At 61.7% G+C, this 22577-nt stretch carries 16 protein-coding genes; 9 read left to right on the forward strand and 7 right to left on the reverse strand.

What is annotated here, in order from left to right; all coding sequences use genetic code 11:
- Positions 1 to 15 precede the first annotated feature (15 nt).
- Positions 16 to 540, reverse strand: a complete 525-nt coding sequence (locus GLL_RS01405) for a DUF1643 domain-containing protein (RefSeq protein ID WP_011140266.1) — start codon at positions 538 to 540, stop codon at positions 16 to 18.
- 73 nt (positions 541 to 613) lie between these two features.
- Between GLL_RS01405 and GLL_RS01410 the strand changes: the two genes are divergently transcribed.
- From GLL_RS01410 to GLL_RS01420, 3 genes are all read left to right on the forward strand, one after another.
- Complete coding sequence (locus GLL_RS01410) at positions 614 to 1249, forward strand: hypothetical protein (RefSeq protein WP_011140267.1); 636 nt, start codon at positions 614 to 616, stop codon at positions 1247 to 1249.
- Between the two features lie 102 nt (positions 1250 to 1351).
- Complete coding sequence (locus GLL_RS01415; RefSeq protein WP_011140268.1) at positions 1352 to 4438, forward strand: efflux RND transporter permease subunit; 3087 nt, start codon at positions 1352 to 1354, stop codon at positions 4436 to 4438.
- 86 nt (positions 4439 to 4524) lie between these two features.
- Positions 4525 to 4734 carry a hypothetical protein gene (locus tag GLL_RS01420; RefSeq protein ID WP_164928477.1) on the forward strand — a complete coding sequence of 70 codons (210 nt, stop codon included), beginning with the start codon at positions 4525 to 4527 and terminating at the stop codon, positions 4732 to 4734.
- A 37-nt stretch (positions 4735 to 4771) separates the two neighbouring features.
- On the opposite strand, the gene GLL_RS01425 is transcribed toward GLL_RS01420, so the two are convergent.
- The 3 genes from GLL_RS01425 to GLL_RS01435 form a co-directional block, all read right to left on the reverse strand.
- Complete coding sequence (locus GLL_RS01425; RefSeq protein ID WP_164928478.1) at positions 4772 to 5305, reverse strand: hypothetical protein; 534 nt, start codon at positions 5303 to 5305, stop codon at positions 4772 to 4774.
- Between the two features lie 121 nt (positions 5306 to 5426).
- Complete coding sequence (locus GLL_RS01430; RefSeq protein ID WP_164928479.1) at positions 5427 to 5942, reverse strand: PIN domain-containing protein; 516 nt, start codon at positions 5940 to 5942, stop codon at positions 5427 to 5429.
- Entirely contained in the window at positions 5923 to 7023 is a 1101-nt protein-coding gene (locus GLL_RS01435) for a helix-turn-helix domain-containing protein (RefSeq protein ID WP_011140271.1), read from the reverse strand. Before GLL_RS01435 ends, GLL_RS01430 begins: the two co-directional genes overlap by 20 nt.
- A gap of 233 nt (positions 7024 to 7256) precedes the next feature.
- On the opposite strand from GLL_RS01435, the gene GLL_RS01440 reads away from it, so the two are divergent.
- From GLL_RS01440 to GLL_RS01450, 3 genes are read left to right on the forward strand one after another with little or no spacing between them, the layout of a single operon-like run.
- Positions 7257 to 8891 carry an MDR family MFS transporter gene (locus tag GLL_RS01440; RefSeq protein ID WP_197530093.1) on the forward strand — a complete coding sequence of 545 codons (1635 nt, stop codon included), beginning with the start codon at positions 7257 to 7259 and terminating at the stop codon, positions 8889 to 8891.
- Positions 8892 to 8931: 40 nt separating this feature from the next.
- On the forward strand, positions 8932 to 9579 hold the full coding sequence (locus GLL_RS01445; RefSeq protein ID WP_011140273.1) for a hypothetical protein: 648 nt from the start codon (positions 8932 to 8934) through the stop codon (positions 9577 to 9579).
- Between the two features lie 46 nt (positions 9580 to 9625).
- On the forward strand, positions 9626 to 10048 hold the full coding sequence (locus tag GLL_RS01450; protein ID WP_011140274.1) for a ChuX/HutX family heme-like substrate-binding protein: 423 nt from the start codon (positions 9626 to 9628) through the stop codon (positions 10046 to 10048).
- A gap of 33 nt (positions 10049 to 10081) precedes the next feature.
- Here GLL_RS01450 and recN read toward each other — a convergent pair whose 3' ends face one another.
- Complete coding sequence (gene recN, locus GLL_RS01455; protein WP_011140275.1) at positions 10082 to 11782, reverse strand: DNA repair protein RecN; 1701 nt, start codon at positions 11780 to 11782, stop codon at positions 10082 to 10084.
- 110 nt (positions 11783 to 11892) lie between these two features.
- Positions 11893 to 12234 (reverse strand): hypothetical protein, encoded by a 342-nt coding sequence (locus GLL_RS01460; protein WP_011140276.1) that lies wholly within the window; start codon positions 12232 to 12234, stop codon positions 11893 to 11895.
- Between the two features lie 1284 nt (positions 12235 to 13518).
- On the opposite strand from GLL_RS01460, the gene GLL_RS01465 reads away from it, so the two are divergent.
- Positions 13519 to 14193: a response regulator gene (locus tag GLL_RS01465; RefSeq protein WP_011140277.1), complete on the forward strand. Its 675-nt coding sequence runs from the start codon at positions 13519 to 13521 to the stop codon at positions 14191 to 14193.
- A 63-nt stretch (positions 14194 to 14256) separates the two neighbouring features.
- Here GLL_RS01465 and GLL_RS01470 read toward each other — a convergent pair whose 3' ends face one another.
- Positions 14257 to 16143 (reverse strand): S9 family peptidase, encoded by a 1887-nt coding sequence (locus tag GLL_RS01470; RefSeq protein WP_407920007.1) that lies wholly within the window; start codon positions 16141 to 16143, stop codon positions 14257 to 14259.
- Between the two features lie 211 nt (positions 16144 to 16354).
- Between GLL_RS01470 and GLL_RS01475 the strand changes: the two genes are divergently transcribed.
- Positions 16355 to 19375 carry an alkaline phosphatase family protein gene (locus tag GLL_RS01475; RefSeq protein WP_011140279.1) on the forward strand — a complete coding sequence of 1007 codons (3021 nt, stop codon included), beginning with the start codon at positions 16355 to 16357 and terminating at the stop codon, positions 19373 to 19375.
- Positions 19376 to 19444: 69 nt separating this feature from the next.
- Positions 19445 to 22447 (forward strand): bifunctional YncE family protein/alkaline phosphatase family protein, encoded by a 3003-nt coding sequence (locus GLL_RS01480; RefSeq protein ID WP_164928482.1) that lies wholly within the window; start codon positions 19445 to 19447, stop codon positions 22445 to 22447.
- Positions 22448 to 22577 lie beyond the last annotated feature (130 nt).

Here is a 22577-nt window from a genome sequence, read left to right on the forward strand (position 1 = left end):
AGTCTATTGGCGCGTCTACTCTCGATTGTGCGTCCTGCCTGTTGATTTGGCGCGCAACGGTTCAGGGCGCCGCTCGCCCGGCAGGTAGAGCGGATGGCAGGGCTGACCCCGGCGGGTGAGTCCCAGGCAGTGTGCCTCGCCGTCGATCAGGGCGAGCACGGCTTGGTCCCGCCTATGGAGAGCGCCATGGTTGCCCCAGCCCACCACGACCCGTCCGGCGCCCCGGCAGACCTGCGCCAGTACCCGATCGTTGTCGGGGCCGATCGGGTCGGTGACTCGGGCAAGCGCGCGCGGATTGGCGGTGCGCCAGGCGAACAAATTGACGACCGCCAGAGCGCCAAAACCCCAGCGCCGGGAGAATCCCAGGCATCGGCGAATCGTCGCGTCGTCCCGAGCCGCGTCGGCGGCGCTGGGATTGAGCAGAATAAAAACGACCTGCTCGCCCATCGCATCCCAACGCCGCCACAGCGCGTAGCGGTACAGGCCGCTCGCGTCGAAGAGGGCGTCACCAACCGTCGCGCTTGTCCGATTGTCACCCATGGCCTATCTTTCGTCGCCGCGCGCCGCAGCGTGGACGATATCATAGTTCAGGCTTATTTTCTTGAGTGGTTCCATGCAAAAACGGCATCAACCGGGTTGGCTGGCATGGCTCGGCGCGGCCTGCCTCGCGGCAAGCTATGCCCCTGCTTTTGCCCAGGCACCGGAGTACAAGGGACCGGGCAGCACCACCCAGCAGCAGCCCCAGCAGCCAGGTTCAGAAGAGGCAGCCAAGCAGGAAGCGGAACAAAAGCGCAAGATCCAGGAGGCCGAGACCCGCAACAAAGCGGTCCTCGCCAACAACCGTGGCGTCGAGTTGCAAAAAGACGGCAAGAACGCCGAGGCGGTCGAAGCGTTTCGCGAGGCGCTGCTGGTCGATCCGACCTACGAGCTGGCGAAGCAGAACCTGGCGGCCTCCCACTTCAACCTGGCCAGCGAAGCGATCGGCAAACAGCAGTGGGCGGCGGCGATCGAGAATCTGGAGGCGGCGCGCACCTACGACAAGAGCCTGCGCGAGAAGACGACCGTGCCTCTGGCCGGTTCCTACAACAACCAGGCCGCCGAACTGGTCGAAGCCAAGCGCCTCGATGAAGCGGTCGGCGCGATGGAAAAAGCCGCCGAACTCGACAGCAAATACGAAGAAGAACTGCGCAAACTCAAAGACTACCGCGCCCAGGTCAACTCCCAGCAGAAGCCCGGCAAGTCCAAGTAGAATTTGTGCGCGGACACGTATCACAGGCTCCGCGTAATCGAGCGTGCTACACTAGAAAACAACTCTTGTCGCCTTTCATGGGCGTCACTTTGGGGTGATTCGATGCGCTGGAATATCTCCGCCTGGTCGATCCGCAACCCGGTGCCCACCGTCGTCCTCTTCTTGATGCTGACGGTGGCAGGGGTGGCCGCCTTTTTGAACCTGAGCATCGCCGCCGAACCGGACATCGACGTTCCGGCCGTCTCGGTGACTGTCACCCAGTTGGGGGCGGCCCCGAGTGAACTGGAGACCCAGGTGACCCGCAAGATCGAGGACGCCGTGGTCGGTCTGGGCAACGTCAAGCGTCTCACCTCGACGGTCAACGACGGGTCTTCAGTGACGCGGGTCGAATTTTTCTTGGGCACCAACACCGACCGGGCGGTCAACGACGTGCGCGACGCGGTCACCAAAATTCGCGCCCAACTGCCCCAGAGCATTGACCCGCCGGTGGTGCGGCGCAACGACGAGGCGGGGGGACCGATCTTGGGCTATACGGTCTACTCGAAGCAACGCACCAACGCCGAAATCAGCTGGCTGGTGGACAACACCATTACCCGGGCAGTCCTGACGGTGCCGGGGGTCTCGCGGGTCTACCGCTCCGGTGGCGTCACCCGCGAGGTGCGCATCGAATTGAACCCCAACCGCCTGCAGGCCCTCGGGGTGACCGCCGATCAGCTCAACGGTCAGATTCGCGCCCTCAACATCGATTTGCCCGGCGGCCGGGGCGAAGTCGGCCCCGGCGAGCAGGCCATCCGCACCCTGGGCAGTGCCGCCACCGTCGAGCGGCTCGCCGCCACCCAGATTCTGCTTTCCGACGGGCGCTACGCGCGCCTCGACACCCTGGGCCGCGTGCTGGACGGCACCACCGAGCCGCGCCAGATCGCTTATCTCGACGGCAAGCCGGGAGTGGCCTTTGAGGTAGTGCGCTCCAAAGGTTCCAATCTGGTGAATGTCGAAGAGGGGGTCGAAAAGAAGGTCGCCGAACTCAAAAAAATCCTGCCCGCCGACATCCGGATCGATCCCACCTGGACGGTGGGCGACTTTGTGCGCGAATCCTACGAAGCCTCGGTGGACGCACTGCTGCTGGGGGCGGCTCTTGCGGTGGTGGTCATCTGGGTATTTCTGCGCGACTGGCGGTCGACCTTGATCGCGGGGCTGGCCATGCCGCTTTCGGCGATTCCAACCTTTGCGGTCATGAAGACCCTGGGCTTCACGCTCAACAGCATGACGCTGCTGGCCCTGGCCCTGGTGATCGGCATTCTGGTCGACGACGCCATCGTCGAAATCGAAAACATCGTGCGCCACATCGGCATGGGCAAGTCGCCCTTTCAAGCGGCCCTCGATGCGGCGGACGAAATTGGCCTGGCGGTGGTGGCGACCACGATGACGATCGTGGCGGTCTTCGTGCCGGTGGCCTTCATGGGCGGCATCCAGGGCCAGTACTACCGCCAGTTCGGGATCACCGTGGCGGCGGCGGTGCTCTTTTCGCTGGTGGTGGCGCGCATGCTCACCCCGCTGTTGGCGGCCTACCTGATGCAGCCTTTGCCGGAGGCCGAGGGCAAAGGAGCGCTCGCCCGCCTCTACGACCGGTTCCTGGGCTGGGCGATCGACCACCGCTGGGTCACCCTCGCAGTGGCCGGGGTCTTCTTCGCCGGGAGCCTCACCCTGTTTCAGACCATCCCCACCTCGCTCATCGGTGCGGTCGACGACAACCAGAGCACCCTCGCCGTCGAGCTGCCGCCGGGGGCGACCTTTGCCCAGACCCGCCTGGCGGTCGAGCGGGTCAACGCGATCGTCATGGGCCGCGAGGAAGTTTCCAAACTGGAGACCACCGTCGGCACCTACGACAACAGCGGCAAGATCAACGAAGCCAAGTTTTATATTTCCCTCAAACCCAAGTCCGAGCGCAAAAATTCCAAGCAAAAGTTCGAAGCGGCGGTGCGCGAGGAATTGATCGCGATTCCCGGTGTGCGCTTCGCTTTTTCCGGCGGCAACTGGGACAGCATCAAGACTTTGCAGATCGTGCTCAAAAGCGACGACTCGGTCGCCCTGCGCCGCACCGCCGCGGCGCTGACCGACCAGATGCGTTCGCTCCCGGGCCTCACCGACGTCAGTTCATCGGCGGCGATCCTGCGCCCCGAAATCCAGGTGCGCCCAAAGTTCGACCGCGCCGCCGAACTGGGGGTCTCGGTGCAGGCGATTGCCCGCACGGCCCTGATTGCCACCCTCGGTGACCGGGAGGCGGATCTGGCCAAGTTCAACCTGCCGGGCCGTCAGATCAACATCCGCGTGCAGCTCGATGCGGCCTTCCGAGGCAACCTGGAGGCGATCCGCGACCTGCGCGTCGCTTCGGCAACGGGCGAACTGGTACCCCTCAAGGCGGTGGCGGAGGTGAACCTGGGCAGCGGTTCGGCGCAGATCGACCGCTACGACCGCGCCCGGCAGGTGACGGTGGGAGCCAATCTGCTGCCGGGTACCGAACTGGGACCGGCCCTCTCGCAGGTGCACCAGCTGCCGGCGTTGCGCAATTTGCCCGCCGGGGTGAGCGAGCAGCTCACCGGCGACGCCGAGAACCAGCGCGACGTGTTCGAAGGCTTTGGGTTCGCCATCGGCGCGGCGGTGCTCTTGATCTACGCGGTGCTGGTGCTGCTGTTCGGCGGCTTTTTGCATCCGCTCACGATCATGGTCTCGTTGCCTTTGTCCCTGGGCGGGGTGGTGCTGGGGCTGTTACTCTTCGGCAAGTCCCTGGGTCTGTACGCGCTGATTGGCATCATCATGTTGATGGGCCTGGTCACCAAGAACGCCATTTTGCTCGTCGAGTACGGCTTGATGGCCATCGAAGCGGGCCAACCGCGGCGCACAGCGCTGTTACAGGCGGGCGAATCGCGCATGCGGCCGATCTTGATGACCACGATCGCCATGATCGCGGGCATGCTGCCGATCGCCCTGGGTTTGGGGGCGGGCTCCGAGGTGCGCTCTCCCATGGCCGTGGCGGTGGTAGGGGGCCTGGTCACTTCGACGTTGCTCACCCTCATCGTCGTACCAGTGGTCTTCACCTGCATCGACGATGTGCAACAGTGGCTTTTGCGCCTCGCGGGCGGCACTCCCAAAGCAAGCCCGGCAGCGGCGGCTCCTGCCCAGCAGCAGTGACACCAGGTATTGTCGAGGAATATTAGCGAAACACCGTACTCTCCAAAGTGAAGGGTCTTGAATTCGTAGCGATTGGAGTTGCCCTAATGTCTGAGCGGCCACGTTTGAGAGTTGACCTGCAAACCCACCGCCAACATCTTGAGCAGGCGCGTGAAAATCTCGATGCATTGCGCCAGTGGTCCGAGCAGTTGCAATACTACCTCGAGCGCCTGGAGCGGCAACACGCCCAAAGCCCGCTGGGTCAGTTCCAGGCAAGGCAGCGTACTCACCAGCAGGTTGTAAGTTTGAGCGAGTAAACAGGACTGTTCAATTCTACGGATGCCCGAGCTGCTACTACAGACTGCACTGCGGGTTGTACTCCCACAGCTCAAAGTCAAGCCAGTGCTGTTCCTGTCCCTCGCCACTGAACTGGTTGTGGAACACGTCCCGCCCCTTAGCTCTGCCCCAACCGTACACCGCCTCGAAACGGAATTTGTACCAAAACTCCAGTTCTGGGTGTGCGCGCGCCAGAAAGTGGATGACCCTTGGCGCCCAAAAGCTTTTCTGCCAGGCCGTGTAGACCAGGTGTCGTTCCGACCGCTCGATCAGCTTGGTGTTCGCGTCTTTCGGCAACTCGACCGGCTCCGGCCAATCGGGATCCGGCTTGAAATTAAGCCATTTGTTGCCTTTGGGGGTAATACCCGTCGTCACTATGCCGACACCCACCTTCAGGCGGCTCCCTTCGTCTGAAAGCACATGCGCGCCAAGCGCTTTTAATCGGGGCAGGAAGTTGGGGAAGTGCAGATCCCGCGTGTACGGCGTCCTGGCTTCGGCGCGTGCCCTGAACTCCTCCAGCCATCGCCCGTCGCCACTGATAGTCAAGTGCACGCTGCCAATTATGCTCACTGTCAAAAAGTCCTGGGCCTCTTTCCTTCGGTTAACGCTGTTGTAGCTTCTCGCGTCGTTTCTTGAAATGCAATATTCTCATCGAGGCTGGAGATATCGCGGTTCACGGCAGTAGGTTTTTTCTAAGCAACGCCAGTCGTCGCTGTATCTCCGAACGCGGCAGACGCACCGTGGGCTCAACCTCAAATGATTGAAGCGCTAAATAAAGCAGTTCACTTGCCGCAGCACCAACCCGGTGCATTTCGTCGATAGCCCACAGCACTCCATGCACCTCGATGCACTGCGTACCGGCCAAGCGCCGTAACTCGTTGTCTCCCGTAAGCAATATGCAACCAGGTGTGCGCTCCGCTAGCACCAACGCGAAACAATCATAGAGCGATAGCCTAGGGTGCCGTCCGGACAGGTCTGAAGCCCGCACCACACCCTCGCCCGGTAAGCTGAGCACCTTCAGCCCATGCAATATCATGGCTTTTCGCTCCTCAGCGCTGAAGCTGAGAAGTTCATCTGCAAACAGCAAGTCTGGGATTACCACCTCGTACGGAAGTTGCAGTAGAGCGTCGATCAGAGCCACTTTGTGCAGATCGATTAGGCAACTGCTATCACTGATGATGATCCGCATCGGAAGCAACTGGACCCTTCAATTCGCTTTCGACAACCTTTACAGGGCGACGGAGCAGTTCTGCAGCTTTGCTCAAGGAAATCAGACCCTCTGCCAGAGCGCGATGGCAAAGCCGCTCGAACCGCTGGGCCGGTTCAAGTTTGGCACAAGTGGGGTCGCGTTCTAGAGACTCCGGTTCCTGGCTGCGCCAGGTTCTCGCAAACGACTGGAAGGCATAGGTGAGGTAGGCATCGGAGATGACGCCAATGTCGCGCAGGCGCACAAGCAGGGCAGCGCCGCTCACTTTATAGAGTTGTTTGAGATCAATAAGCTCCTGGTAACTCAACTTGTGTCTTTCCCGGCCGCATTCGCGGATCAGATGCTCTTTTGGCATGAGAAAGGCACCGGCAAAACGGGTGGCCGCCTTCTCTTCTTCACTTGTGCAAAGCGGCTCGGGATCGATAAGACGATGCCCCAGCTCGTGAACCATAGTCAGCCGACGGCGTTCGATCGAGCACATCTCATTGACCACGACGACTGGAACTGCACTTTGGGCTTGGCTTCTATGTACCAGACAAGTAAAACCCGACACTTTTGCCGGCAAACCGACTACCAGTACCTTAAAGCCCTGCTCTTCGAATAGTTCGGTCACGTTTGGGATGGGATCCCAACCCAAATTCCAGCGGTTGCGCACCTCTTCAGCAAGGGACTCGGCCTGCTGAACACTGGCAAGCTTGCGCGGCTCAGCAAAGGGCATCTCCCATTGCCCGTCATCCAGTTCTAAAATCCGCTCGATTTGCAAGTAGCGTTCCACCCACTCCAGAACTTCAGTCTGCACACGTGCCCTCTCTGCTCCGGTGATACCGGCTTGGGCACGAAAATCCACGCCGGTCAGCTCTATCCCCTGGCTATCCAGCAAGTAGGGTACGGAGACCTCTAGAGCCCGGCTCAGCGCAATCAGGTTGTCCGAACCCGGTACCATCTCGCCGCGCTCGTATTTGCCAATGGCCTGAGCAGAAACGCGACCACCCATCCTATCCGCCAGATTCCGCAGCGAATAACCCGCCTTCCGGCGGGCAAGTTTAATGCGCTCACCAAGCATGATGTACAACCAGCTAGTTTACAGTGCCGCAATTGAATATTTATTGTAAACTCGATTGACTATTGAAGTCGACCTTTTGCAGAGCGCATCTCGCACCGGCGTCGAACCTGGGGGGTGCCATGGTGCTGAAGGTGTTCAGATGGCCGCTCGGTCAGGACAGTCGTGTGAAAACCCGACGGCCCAGTTTCGGGCGGTATCATCGTAAATGCGCGCTTGTGACCGGGGACTCTGTTGTGCAGTACCAGCGACCCATCGATTACACGACGGCCCTCGACGAGCGCACCAAGCGCCTGGTGATGGGGGCGGTGCTGATTGCCCTGTTTTTGACCTCGCTCGATCAGACCGTCGTCGTGGCCGCCCTGCCTAAGATCGTGGCGGACCTGGGGGATCTCGATCTATTGGCCTGGACTTCGGCTTCGTATCTGCTGGTGAGCACCACCTCGCTGCCGATTCTGGGCAAGCTCTCGGATCTCTACGGCCGCAAAAATATTTTGCTGATCGGCATCGCGATTTTTCTACTGGGATCGTTTCTGTGCGGTCTGGCACCTTCGATGCTGATGCTGGTCGTGTTTCGGGGCATCCAGGGGTTGGGGGCCGGGGCAATCACCTCGGTGGCCCTCACGATCCCCGCCGACTTGTACGTGCCGGCGGAGCGCGCCCAACTGCAGGGGATCATCGCTGCCGTCTTCGCCCTGAGCAGCATCGTGGGACCGCTGCTGGGCGGGGTGCTCACCGATACCCTCGGCTGGCACTGGATCTTTTTTATCAACCTGCCCTTCGGCCTGCTGGCGCTGGCGTTCATCGTCGCCTTCATGCCCCGCCTCAATAGCGGCCTCACCCGCAGCATCGACTACTGGGGAGCGGTGCTGTTGATGCTCACAGTCGTGCCGCTGCTGGTCGCTTTGAGCCTCGAAAAAGAAAAATATGCCTGGGATTCTCCCCTGGTGCTAGGTCTACTCGCGGCGGCGGCGGTGAGCTTTGGGTTGTTTGTCTTTGCCGAGCTGCGCGCCAAAGAACCGATTTTGCCGCTGTCGCTGTTTCGCATTCCAATCTTCAGCCTCATCTGCGCCATGTCGGTGATGGTCGGAGCGACTTTTATCGTCGCCATCTTGTTCTTGCCGGTGTTTCTGGTGAACGTGATGGGGGCGTCGGCCACCGAGGCGGGGGTGGCTTTGATTCCCGAGACATTGGGATTGCTCGTCAGCTCCTTTATCAGCGGCCTCGTCGTGCAGCGCACCGGCCGCTACAAAGCAGCGATGCTGGTCGGCCTGGTGCTGATGTCGATAGGCATTTTTCTGCTCACCCAACTTTCGCTCACGACCACGATCGCCCAGGTGTGGTTCTCGATCGCCATCTTCGGCCTCGGGGCCGGGGCTACCTTTCCCCAGGCGAACCTGGCGCTGCAGAACGCTGTGCCCTTCGAGTACGTCGGGGTGGCCACCGCCGGGCGGCTGTTTTTTGCCCAACTCGGCCAGACCGTGAGCGCCGCCCTGTACGGAGCCCTGCTGGTGGCCTACCTGAATACTGCCCTGGTGGACTCCCTACAGCCGGTGGCCGCCCGCTTACCGGCGAGCCTCGCGACCCACCTGGACCCCGGACGGCTGCGCAACGGCGGCGAGCAAGCCGCTGCGGAACTGGCGGCCCTGGGAACGGAGATGGCTCCCCGCTTCACGCCGGAGGTGCGCCGACGCACCGAGGCGCAGGTGCGTACTGCCGTGCGGCGCTCGTTTGCCGAGGCGGTGGCGCGGGTCTACCAGGCGAGCCTGCCTCTGCCCCTGATTGCTTTGCTGTTGGGCCTGCTGGTGCCCGAGTTGCCCCTCAAGCGCTCCAACAGCCCGGATACTCCCCCGGCTGCCGTCCACGAATAACTATCCCTAGAGGTAACGGCCGAGAAAAGAGACCTCGCCTATGCAGCCACAGGAGCGTTACACCCTGGCTAGAAGAGGCGTGCTGATGGGCGGAGCACTTGTCCCCTGGCTGTGGCGCCCGGCATCCACCGCCGCCCAGAGCGCAGCGCCAAGCAAGTACGCGGGCAAGATCCTTTTTTCCAGGGAGCCCATCGTCATCGGCAGCGAGAATCCTGCCGCCCTGACCCACCGCTTTAGCTCGAAGGACAACATCTACGGCGTCGCCTACTTCGCAAAGTCCATCCGCGAGCTGGGAATCGACAAGTCCTACGCCGTCCTCATCAAGAAGACGTATAAAAACCGCACCAGCACGGTGCAGGACAACTGGAACTTCGAGGGCAATTTGCGGGGCAACGAGAACAACCCCGAGATCCTCGAAAATCGGACGTTTTACCTCGACATCAGCCCGGACCCGGCGGACACGCAAATTTTCCGGCGCTTCGTAGCGGCCAGTGCCTATCAGCTATGGTCGCTGGGAGGCGGTGTCAAGGGAAAACCGATCTCCTACACCATGGATGTCACCTTTGTCAGTTTTGATGTAGCGACCTCCACCCGCACCGTCTGCGCCACCGGTTCGTTCAGCCTCGATCGCTACACAGAAGACACCAGCCGCTACCTCAAGCTCTACGAGTCGAACGGCCGCCAGTGATCCCCCCGGCCGCTGCTATCATGAGGCTTGCATTCGGGAGGCGGCGATGGCCATGACACTCAAAGAATTTTTGGACGAATGCGGCGCGCTGGGGCTGTTGCGCTTTATCGTCACCAACGACACGGCCGTGCTCGAAGCGCGGGGCGAACTCAAAAATCCTTTCTACGTCCCGCACCTGCCCCACTACGCCAATTTGCACAGCGAGCACTTCGAGTTTCACTTGAACATGGCCGAGGTGAAGCTCGTCCGCTTCGAAGCACTGCCCGCCAAGCGCGGCAACTTCACCACCTATGCCGTGCGCTTTCTCAAAGAAGACGGCCAAAAAGCGCCCATGAGCCTGTTTCTGCAATGGGGCCGGCCCGGGGAGTACGCGCCGGGGCAGGTCGAAGCCTTCCAGGCACTCAAGAACAAGTATGGCGAGAGCTGGGTGCCCGAGCCGGTCGCCGCTCCGGCAGCTGCTCCCGCCTGAATGCTCCGCAAAGCGCACCGGCCGCCGCACCCTTCACGGGCGCACGGCGCTGCGGCGGCGGTCGGCATCGGCCAGCAGGGCACCGGCAAATTCGAGCGCTTCGTGGGCCGAGTGCCCCCCCACCAGTTGGGCCAACTCCTCGCGGCGCGCCTCGGTTTTGTTGAGGGTCTCGACGCGCACCACCGTGCGCTCCTCGCCGGCCTCGGCGAGCACCGCCTTGTGCACGCGGTAGTGGCTGTCGGCGAGGGCGGCCACCAGCGGTTGGTGGGTAACGCAGAGCACCTGGTGGGACGCCCCGAGCTGCAAAAGTTTTTCGGCCACCGCCTGGGCCACCCGTCCGGAGACGCCGACATCGATTTCGTCGAATACCAGGGTGGCGATGCGATCGGCTCCCCCCAGACAGGCTTTGAGGGCGAGCAAAAAGCGGGCCATCTCGCCGCCGGAGGCGGTTTCGGTGAGCGGCTGGAGCGGTTCGCCGGGATTGGGGCTCCACAAAAAGCCCACCCGGTCGGCACCGCTGGAAGCGAGGCGAGAAGGCTCGATGCGCACGGCAAATCGGACCTTGCCCATGCCGAGCGGGGCGAGTTCGCGCACCAGGTCGCCTTCGAGCCGCCCGGCGGCCTCGGTGCGCGCCCGGGTCAATTCGGCCGCCAGCTCAGTGGCCCGCCGCGTCTCCCCCGCCAGTTCCCTCTCCTCCACCTCCAGATCTTCACCGCTACCTTCGATGGCGGCCAGATCCCGCTCCAGATTTCGGTAATGGGCGATCACATCGGCGAGGGTCGGTCCGTACTTCTGGCGCAGGTTCTTGAGTTGGCGCAGGCGTTTCTCGGTGTATTCGAGGGTTTCGGGGTCCGATTCGACCGTCTCGCCGTAGCGATTGACGGCGCGGGCGCACTCCTGCACCTGCACCAGGGCGTTTTCGAGCATTTCGCCCAGCGGTACGAGGCTCGCGTCGTACTCGCCCATCTGGATCAACAATTCTGAAGACTGACCGAGCAGGTCGGTGACCGCCGGCTGGTCCAGGGCTCCTTCGTAGAGCATCTCGTAGAGCTTCAGGCTGTTGTGCTGCAGCTCGACGGCGTGGGCGAGTCGGGATCGGTCGGCCAACAGCTGCTCCTCCTCCTGCGGGTCGTCAAGAGCAGCGCGCGACAGCTCCTCGAACTGAAAACGAAACAAATCCAACTGCTGGAGACGGTCGTCGCGCGCCGCTTTTTTGCGGGCCAACTCGCCTTTGCGCCGCTGCAGCGTTTCGTAGACTTGGCGGAACCGTTCGCGCCGGGGGGCAATCTCGCCGTAATTATCGAGCAATTCCAGCTGCACTTCCGGTTTCTCGAGCTGCAGCGACTGGCCCTGGGCGGTGATCTCCAGCAGCTGCTCGCGCAACTCGCGCAGCACCGCCTGGTTGACGAGTACGCCGTTGACGCGGGCGCGGTTCGTCTTGCCGCTGATTTCGCGCACGACCACCAGACCTTCCTCAAGCGAGTCGATCTGCTGAGCGGCAAGCCAGTCTGCGATGGCGGCCGAGGGACCAAAAGTGGCTTCGATCACGGCGCGCTGGGCGCCGGTACGCACCTGGGCGCCGCTCACCCGGCCCCCGAGTACGACATCGAGCGCGTCGAGGATGATCGATTTGCCCGCTCCAGTTTCGCCGGTAAGCACATTGAGCCCACCGGCAAAGTCCAGCGCCAGATTGTCGATCAGGGCAAAATTCTCGATGCGAAGGTGCGTCAGCATGGAGCAGCGATGGGAGCCTTCTACTATATTCGAGCACTTCTGCGACGGGCAGGCCCACTTTCGGCGGACAGACCGCTCGGGTTCGACAGTCCGAGCCACAACAATCCACGCTACCTATCGGCAATGTCATTGCGTCCTGACATCGATTTTTGTCTGTCTTCATAGGCCGAATCCCGCACCGACGCGGAAGGCAAGGGTTTTTCGATCCAGTCAATGGCCGCATCTTCGATTTCTGTTGTTGTTTGACAGCCGAAGAAGCTTTTCTGTTTTGTCAGGCGCAGCAAGTTGCTGACAAATATGCTGAATTTTTCTTTGGTGGATTCTCGCTCAATGTCGAAAGATCCAATGCGGGGATCAAACTTTGAAAGCACTTTGCGGAGGGTTAACGGTAATTCTCGGCCATAGCCTTGCAGGGCGATGAGCGCAACAAAGGCGCAAATATTGTTCACCACATCGATTATGAAATCCTCGAATGCGCTGCCGCTCCCAACAGTTCAAGTCCCTGCCACAGGAGTGAACAATTGGATAATAAACGGCTTCAGCAGATAAAAACCGAACGGGAATCGCTCAAGAATTCGGTACTTCTTTCGCAGTGGCGCCGCTGCGGTGGCTCTGCCCGGCTGCGCAGCCGGATCCCGCTCCGGCCTGAATCGGCAAGTATCGGCCCGAAAGGCTCAAAGTTCGTCCTCATGGGCGTTCCGGTCCGACTATAGACACCGGTGAACTGCTTTATGCTGGGTTTCGCGTTGGCTGGATTCAGTAAAATCACTGATTGCGGAAAAAAATTCTTTAGGCAGGTAGCAAACACTACAGACCTAGGCCGCACAGGAATCTTAGGTTGCAGCTACGGAAAATGCGTAGGCACACAAATCCGTTCTACGCGCTACGACTAAAAAGTCCATCCCTTCCAACCCGCCTGGTGCATGGCTATGAATGAGTCGTTTTGTTTGAGAATGCAGGTGTTAAAAGACTGTCCAGCCCTTTGGAAAAGGGCGTGTGTGCGTAGCCGCGTCCTGGACCCTGCTTGTTGTGGTGGGCTGTCCAGTCCCCTGTGAGTAATTTCTGAGATTGGTCCCAGGGCAAGAATCCGAGTAAGGTTACCAGACTCGGCAGTTCTCGGCCTGTTCGGATGGTGGCCTGACGGTTTTCGTAATCTCGGCTTCCCCGCTTTCTAGCTGTGCTCCAGGTTGTTGGTGGCTGTCGACCTGTCCTTGCCCTCGGGGTAGATAGGAGCGACAGCAGATGTGTGCGCCAGACAGCAGGCGCAATGCGTCAACCGAGCATTGCCAACCGATGGCGGCAACTGCGGCTGAGAAGGCAACTTGGCAGGCATGGCTTGGCCAGAACGATAGTCGTAGCGCTGCCGAGCAACAGCGGTACGCAACGGAGCGCACAGCCGCTCCGACGGTGAAAGTGTACGGGCGGATCTGTCGCTCCCCCACAGAAAATTGCACCGGCGGTTGCAGGAGGGCATTCGGATGCCGGCCCGAGCCCGGTGACACCGGTAGCGGTGCAAGCGAGACACCGAAAGCCGAACGATGCAGTGGATCCGATTCGAGCCTTGCATGGGTCGGCGTGAGCCGGTGCACTCCCTACCAGCAGCGGTGTCGCATCCGGGGTACCGCGACGGACGTAAATTTCGACAGCCCACAGCGGAACACCGCCAATGCCGCGAAGCGCAGCATTTGCAGCCGCCGCAATAGTCGGCAGATACAGCAGCAAGCCTCGAACAAGGGATGAAGGAAGTGTTTATAAACAACGCGGAAATCTGCATACTGATTGCGAATTGTCACACTGTTGTGCGGCGAGGCTTCTGCAGCTTTCTGCGTTCCACAGAAGAACGGTTTTGCGTTCATGAGGTGGAGGACGGTGAGCAGGCTGTTCAGCTTTTGGGCGCGTTGAAGCCGGATCTGGTTTTGCTCGATGCCGTCCTGCCGAAAATGAGCGGCGTAGAGGTTATCCGTCTGTTCAGAAGCAAAGATCCCTCGGCCCGAATACTGATGGTGGCCGACGACGAAGAGCAGGTGATGCTGGCGTTTCATGCCGGGGCCAACGGTTGCCTGCTCAAGAGTGTACAGGGCCACGAATTGTTGAACGCTGTGGGTCTGGTACTTTCGGGCTACCTGGTTTTCGGTCAAGCGATCACCCGGCTGGTCGCCGAAGAGCAGGGCACCGGAAAATTCGGCAGGGCAGCCGGTTCTGTGCCCCGCCTGACGGCCCGCGAGCACGAAGTCTTGATGTTGATTGCCCAGGAACTGACCAACAACGAGATCGCTAAACGCCTGTATATCAGTCCCCGCACAGTGGACTCGCACCGCGCCCGGTTAATGGGGAAACTGGGTACCCGCAACACCGCCGGTCTGGTGCGCATCGCCGCTGAGTGCGGATTGTTGAAAGCGAAGGTCGGCTGATATTGTCCGCACCCGGTGGCTGGATTTTGGCGATATTGTTCCCGTCTACCTCCGGCTTGCCGCTCAGTTGAGCAGATAACTCTGCACAAAGGTGACCGTCGCGTAGAACTGAAAGTCGGCGTTCTTCTTTTTGGCAAAACCGTGGCCCTCGTCTTTGGCCATCAGGTACCAGACGGGGCTGCCGCCGCGCTTGACCGTGGCCACCATCTGCTCGGATTCGTTTAACGGGACGCGCGGATCGTTCTGGCCCTGGACGACAAAGAGCGGTTTGGAAATTTTGGCGGCGTTGTTGGCGGGGGAGATGGCCTGCAAAAATTCGCGCATCTTCGGGTCGCGCTCGTCGCCATACTCGACGCGCCTGAGATCCCGGCGGTAACTCTCGGTTTTTTCCAGAAAGGTCACGAAGTTGGAGATGCCCACCACGTCGAGGGCGCAGCGGATGCGGTCGTTGTACAGGGTGGCCACAGCCAACGTCATATAGCCGCCGTAACTGCCGCCGGTGACCATCACCCGAGCGGGATCGAGATCCGGTTGGGTGGCGATCCAATCGAGCAATGCCCCGATGTCTTTGACCGAATCCTCGCGCTTAAAGCCGTTGTCCAGTTGCAAGAAGGTCTTGCCGTAGCCGGCCGAGCCGCGCACATTCGGAAAGATCATCGCCGCCCCCAGTTCGTCGATAAAATAGTTGCTGCGGCCCAAAAAGCCGGGACGAAACTGGGCTTCGGGGCCGCCGTGGATGTTGATGATCACCGGGCGTTTGCCTGTGAAGCGGGCCGGGGGCCGGTAGAGAAAGCCCGAAATCGAGCGCTCGTCGAAGCTTTTCCAGCGCACCGGCTTCGGTTCGGTAAGCGTCGCGGTGTTCAATCCCCCGGTCTCGCTCCTCGTCCAGCGATCGACTTTGCCGGTGGCGACATTCCAGGAAAAGACATCGGCGGGCGAGCGGGCGGCGGTGAGGGTCATCCCCAACTCCCGGCTGTCGGGCCGCCACTCCAGCGACCCGATCAGGCCCACGGGCAGTTTGGGGACCGGGCGCTCTTTGCCGGTGGCGGTCTCGAGCAGGTGCAGTTTGGCGATGCCGTCCTCGTTGGCGACAAAGGCGAGCAACCGGCCGTCGGGCGATAGCTCGAAGCTTTCGATATCCCAGGGGATGCCGCCGCTGAGAATTTTGGTTGTATTGCCCGCCGGATCCAGATATTGCAGGCGCTGAAACTCGGAGTCGCGGTCGCTGGTAAGATAGATGCCCCGGCCGTCGGCTGCAAACTGGGCCGCACCATAGGAAACTTTCTCGGTCCCGCCTTTAGGAGTAATCAGGTTCTTCTCGCCCGTGGCCGCGTCGAAAAGCCACAGATAACTCTCGTTGATCGAAACGTACTCCAGGACCAGGAGCTTCTTGTCGTCGGGCGACCAGTCGAGCACCCCCCAGCCGCCCCCTTCGACTGCGGCGAGTTTGCGGTCGCTCTGGGCTTTGAGCGGATCGACCAGATAAATATCGGTGTCTTTGCCGTTGCGTCGGGTGGAGGTGTAGGCAATCTGCCGGCCGGTGTGGGACCAGGTGGCGCCGGTGTTGCGCGACTTGCCGTCGGTAAGCAGATTCACGGTGCCGTCGGCCGGGTCGTAGCGGTAGAGCTGGCTGAATTCGTTGCCGCCGGTGTCCTTGGCGAAGACAAAAAACTCCCCCGTCGGTTTGGGCGGATAAGAAGCCCCCTGGATGCGATCCGCGAAGAACGTCTGCTGGCTGCGATCGCCACCTGGTATCTGGACGCGGTGCACCTGGTTGGTGTCGCTGAAGCGCGTCAGGATGAGCATCTCCCGCTTGCTGGGGTGCCAGCCTGCGAGGGTGGCGGTGCGAAATTCGGTGTAGCGGGCGAGCGAATCGGCCAGACTCGACGGTATGGAGGGAATGCTGTCCACTACGAGATTCTCGCCCGGGACGATGTCGGCTTTGGCCATCGGGGCCGTGGCCAAAGCAGCGATGAGCAGGAGCACGAGCGATCCGGACCGGGTTTTCATAAGGGGCGGCGAGTAGAAGCGAGAAATATACCGGGCTCAATATAACCTTCGGGCGTTAATCGCAGGTTGACCTGCTCTTAATCTACACCTCCGGTATTGTCACCTGGTCTTCTTACAATGCGGGCGACCTATCGGTTGGATAAGGCGCACCATGACCTCGACACGTTCTCGCCTGTTGCTGAGCGCCATGCTCGCAACCTCCCTCACTTTGCAGCCGCTGGCGGCGATTGCCCAGACGAGCTTGCCCGTGGGCGACATCGGCGGCAATGCCAGCATCATTCCTACAGGCCAGGTGGTCACCCCGACGGCGGCCCCCGGTTCGACCTACGCGCGCCTGAGCACCGGGCTGCGCCCGGACGGCAACGCCGACGCCCAGGGTGCCGTCAAGACCGCCCTCAGCCCGGACGGCAAGACCTTGCTGGTGCTCACCAGCGGCTACAACCAGTATTTTGCGGATCCGACCACCGGTGAATTTTTCTCCTACCCGGTGCTCGATCCGATCACCGGCCTCGCCTCGACCGTCACCAATCCCCAGGCGGAGTGGGTGTTCGTCTTTGACGTGAGCAGCGGCGCGCTGGTCAAAAAGCAGCAGATCAATATTCCGAACACTTACAACGGCCTGGTCTGGGCGCCGGACGGCAAGCGTTTCTACGTCTCAGCCGGCATCGACGACCGCATCTACGTCTACAAATTCGACAGTGGCCGGTACGTTCCCGACGCGCCCTTTATTCTGCTGGGCCACAACTCCAACCAGACCGATCCTTTTCCTGCCTACGACGGCGGCATCCTCAAGGGCACCCCGGCGGACGCCGCTTCCGGCGGGCTTATCACCACCGGCGCGGTGGCAGCGGGCCTCGACATCAGCCGCGACGGCAAGACGCTGGTAGTGGCCAACTTCCAGAACGACTCGATCTCGATAATCGACACGGCGAGCCGTACGGTGATTGAAGAAATCAAATTCTTCGTCCCCGGCGGCACGGTGGCCACCGGCGAACTGCCCTTCGACGTCGCCATCTACAGCGACGCGCGCGGCGCAGCGGCCAAGGTCTTCGTCACCAGCCAGCGCGACGACGAAGTGCTCGCGGTGGATCTGGCGAGCAAAGTGGTCACACGCATTCCGGTGGGCGGCCAGCCCAACAAACTGGTCCTCTCCGCCAACCAGGGCCGCCTGTACGTGGCCAACGGCAACAGCGACAGTCTCACGGTCATCGACCCGGTGACGAACAATGTCGTGCGCGCCATCTCGCTGTCGCGCCCCGGCTACAAGTACAAAGGCTCCAACCCCAACGCGATCGCCTTTTCGCCCGACGGCAAGAAGCTCTATGTCACCCTCGGGGGCGAGAACGCCGTGGCGGTGGTCGATCAGGCGAGCGGCAAAGTCGAGGGGCGCATCCCGACCGGTTGGTATCCCAACTCGGTGAGTGTGATCGGCAGCAAGCTCTTCGTGGTCAACGCCAAATCGAACGTCGGTCCGAACCCTTCCAACGGCCGCACCACCGCGGCGGGCGAGGCGACCAACACCACTTTCAAAGAAGAGTACAACTGGGCGCTTGAAAAAGCCGGCATCTCGACCATTCCCGTACCCGGGGGGGCGAGCCTGGCGCGCCTCAGTGCGCGCGTCGACAAAAACAACGGTTTCGGCAACCAGCAGCCCGATGCGCTGATGGCCTACCTGCGCACCAAGATCAAGCACGTCATCTACGTGGTCAAAGAAAACCGCACCTACGACCAGGTGCTGGGGGATCTGCCGGTGGGCAACGGCGATCCGAGCCTGACGCTCTTCCCCGAGCCGATTTCGCCCAACCACCACAAGCTCGCCACCGACTTCGTCATCCTGGATAACTTCTACAACCCCGGCGAATCGAGCGGCGTGGGCTGGAGCTGGAGCACCTATGCCCGCACCACCGACTACACCGAGAAGACCCAGTCGGTGCTCTACGGCAACGCCAACTTCCGCGGCCTCACCTACGACTACGAAGGCACCAACCGCAACATCAGCGTCGGCCTGCCCCAGACGAGCCCGACACCCAATCAGATCAACACGCGGGTGACCGGGGTGCTCGATCCGTCCGGCAGCTCTTCGATCCTGCCGGGCACCAAGGACGCCAACGCTCCCGAAGGCGACGGCGACCTGGAGCCGGGCGCCATCGGCGGCTATCTGTGGGACGCGGCTTTGCGGGCGGGCAAGACCGTGCGCAACTACGGCTTCTTCATTGACCTGGCCTACTACGGCACTTCCCTAGCCGATCCGACCGTACCCGACCCGGCCAACCCGCTCTATATCCCGATTACGCGCACCCCCTTCGCCTCGGGCATCCCCCAGGCGCCGGGCACCAAACCGGCCCTGCTGGATAAGACCGACATCTACTTCCGCGGCTACGACCAGAAGATTTCGGACATCTTCTTGTACGAAGAGTGGAAGCGCGAATTCGACGGCTATGTCGCCAACAACAACCTGCCGAATCTACAACTCGTGCGCATCATGCACGACCACTTCGGCAGCTTCGACCAGCAGGCGGTGGCGGGTCTTGACACCGCCGAGACGCAGATGGCCGACAACGACTACGCCCTGGGCAAGCTCGTCGAGGCGGTCTCCAAGTCCATCTACTGGAAGGACACCGCCATCGTCGTACTCGAAGACGACTCCCAGGACGGCCCCGACCACGTCGACGGCCACCGCTCGATAGCCTACGTCATCTCGCCCTACACCAAGCGCGGCGCGCTGGTGAGCACCAACTACACGACCGTGAGCGCCCTGCGCACGATCGAAGATCTGCTGGGCCTCGACTATCTGGGAATGCTGGATGCCAACACCCGGCCGATGGCGGACGTCTTCACGCGCGTCCCCAACTTCAATACCTACACGGCGGTCATCCCGGGCATCCTCTGCGCCCCGCCGGTGGACCCGACCCTGGTACCGGAGTGCGCCGATGCGGCGGCTCTCAAGACCGTGGCTGTCAAGCCTCTGCACGACGGCCAATGGTGGGCGAAGGCCAGCAAGGGCTTCAACTTCTCCGTTGAAGACAAACTCGATGTCGTCGCCTTCAACCGCTTGTTGTGGCAGGGGATCAAAGGCACCGGCGTGTCCTACCCCGAGGAGCGCAACCGCAAGGATCTGCGCAACAACCGCACCCAGTTGCTGAACAACTGGACGGCCAAACAGCCCAAATAACCGTTCCCGGTGAGAGCGCTGGGGCGGCCTGCCCCGGCGCTCTCTCATCTTTAGATGGAGACTGTCAGGATGGATAACAATCCTCTCGATAAGAAAACAACCTTCCCCCGTTGGCGCTGGCCCCTCTCGCGCCCGCTCACCATCGGGGCGGTGGTGCTGGGCGTGCTGGGCTCCACAGCCCTGGTCGCAGGCTCGATCGGTTCGCAGTCGGTGTACTACCGCGCCCCGGCAGGCGACTTGCCCGCTACGCGCCAGTACACCGTGGGCGGCTACCAGGGGGCGGTATTACCCAACGGCCGCTTTATCACGCCCATCGGCATCGAAGTGGACGTCACCGCGCCCAAACCCTTCGGCATGGTGCTCTCCCCCGACGGCGACACGCTACTCACCGTCAACAGCGGCAGCACGCCCTTCTCGGTGACCCTAATTCGCTACGTCAAAAGCGCCAATCCCCAGGCGACCCGCATCGACCTGGATGCCACCTTTGTCGGGGCGGCTTTTGCCCCGGACGGTTCCCGCTTCTACGTGGCCGGGGGCGAAAACGGCAATATCTGGGTGGGCGACACCGCCGCCGCCAAGATCGTGGGTTCTGTGAACCTGAACGGCTCCGAGCGCGCCTACACCCCGCCCGTCGATCCGAAGCAGCAGCCCCAGCCCTACTTCAAGGGCACCTTCCCGGGCCAGATGGCCCTGAGCGGCGACGGGCGCTACCTCTATGTCGTCGATCAAGGCAGCTTCCAGGTTTTTGTCGTCGATACGGGCAAAATTGCCGTCGGCACCGACGATCAAGGCTTGATCACCGAGCCGAACAACTTCGAGGCGGTGGTACGCTCGGTGAAAGTGGGCCGCTATCCTTTTGGGATCACCCTTTCTGCCGACAGCAAGACGCTCTTTGTAGCCAACGTCGGGGTCTTCCAGTACACCAGCCTCGCACCCGCAAGCCCGACCGGCGACAGCAACAAAGATTATCCGCTCTGCTACCCGGGAGCGGGCTATCCCGAGGAGACCGTCCGCTCACGCCAAATCCAGATCACCAAGGTGGACCCTCGCAATTTGCCCCCCACCCTGCGCGATCCGCGGGGCATCCGCTGCGGCTACATCCCCCAGAGCCAGTCCTACACCGTCCCTGGCCTTGGCAGCCCGAACGCGCCGGAGTCCTCGTCGGTCTATGTCCTAGACGTGTCCACCCCCACCGAGCCGGTGCTCAAAAAAGTGGTCAAGCCCGGACCGCTGGTGGGTGAGGTCGAAGAAGGCATCGAGACCTACAGCGGCAGCCACCCGAACGCCGTCGCCATCTCGCCTTCGTATATCTATGTCTCCAACGGCAACAACGACAGCGTCTCGGTACTCGACCCGCGTAGCTACCGCGAACTGAGCCGGATCAACCTGAGCGTGCTGCAGGGACTCGATCGCCGCGTCAAAGGCATCCAGCCGGTGGCCCTGGCCCTGAGTCCCGACAATCAATACCTCTACGTCGCCCAGGCAGGCATCAACGCCGTCGCCATGGTGCGCCTCGAAGGCACGGCCGGCCGGGTGATGGGGCATATCCCGACCGGCTGGTGGCCCAGCAGCGTCAAAGTCAGTGCCGACGGCAGGACCCTGTACGTGGCGAGCGCCAACGGCCGCGGCGCCGGACCCAACAACGACACCCCCCCGGATAATCTCGGTTCGCCCAAATCGAGCACGATCGGCACGGTGAATATCTTCGCCGTTCCTTCCGGGCCGCAACTGGAGCGCTACACCCAGCGGGTGCTCGCCAACAACGGCTTCGTGGCCCGCCCGCTCACCGACGTCGAAAACCCGATCCCCAGCCGCGTCGGCGTGGCGAGCAAGCAAATCAAGCACGTGATTTTCCTGAACAAAGAAAACGTCACCCACGATTTGCTGTTGGGCGACATCACCCAGACCCGCAAGGGCGTTCCCGTCAACGGCGAGCCGCGCTACGCCCTGGGGGCGAACGCGAGCCCCAACCACCACGAACTGGCCCTCGCTTTCGCCTTCAGCGACAACTTCTACCTGGAGCCGAACGTCTCCTCCGACGGCCACCGCTGGCTGACCAACACCTACACCACCGAGTTCGAGCAGACCCACTGGCCGGCTTCCTACGGTGGGCGGCGCAACGACGCGGGCACCGACCCGGAGGTGTTCGGCCCCTACCCGGGCCGCCTGGGCTTCACCGACGCCAACGGTTCGCCCGACCCCCACGATTACAACCAGCACGGCGGGATCTACTTGCACCTGGCGCGCAACGGCAAATCTTTCGTCAATTTCGGCAACGGCTACGAATTTGCGATCGTCGCGGCGGATTTCGGCACCGAGCCCACCGGCATCCGCCAACAGGTGAACGTGCCGATGGAAAAAGTGGTGCGCGACAACAGCGACCACCTCTTTCCCGAGTACAACACCAAGATCCCCGACGCGCCCCTGCAGGAAGATCCGACCCGCTTCAACCGCTACGCGCGCTTCAAGCAGGTCTTTGAATCCCGGTACGTCGATCGCAAGACCAACACCTGCAAATTGCCCGATTACGTAGATCTGTTCTACCCGAACGACCACGGCGGTGGTGCCAACGACATCTTCCCGGACGGCCCCGCCTGGGATTACACCCGCTATGTGCAGGACAACGACGCCGCCTTGGGCCTCACCGTCGAGCTGATCTCCAAAAGCCCCTGCTGGAAGGACACGGTCATCTTCGTCACCGAGGATGACACCCAGAACGGCTTCGATCACGTCGACGGCAGCCGCACGATTTTCCTGGCCATCAGCCCCTGGGTGAAGCGCGAGTACGTGAGCAAAACCCACACCAGCCTCGCGAGCATCTTCAAGACCACCCACTTGATCTTGGGCATTCCCCCGCTCAACCAGTACGACGCCGCGGCCACCGACCTGCGCGACATGTTCACCAGCACCCCCGACTTCACGCCCTACACCTTCGTGCCGATCCAGTACGTGGCGAAGGCCAACCCGGCCTGGAAGGCGCTTACGAAGGATGTCGACTTCAGCCGGCCGGACGCGGACGAGCTGAAGCTGCGTCGGGCGATCTTGCTCTCATCCGGTCTGCCGCGCAAATAGGTCCCAGCCCGCCCGATCGCAAGCCAGCGGGCGAAATGACCAAAAATAGCACAAACAATTATTGAATCTAGAGCGGATTGCTAAGCCTAGTAATCCGCTCTAGTTTTTTCTTGTCTTTCGGGTCCATAAT

Origin of the sequence: Gloeobacter violaceus PCC 7421, assembly GCF_000011385.1 — a bacterium.
GTDB classification, from domain to species: Bacteria; Cyanobacteriota; Cyanobacteriia; order Gloeobacterales; family Gloeobacteraceae; genus Gloeobacter; species Gloeobacter violaceus.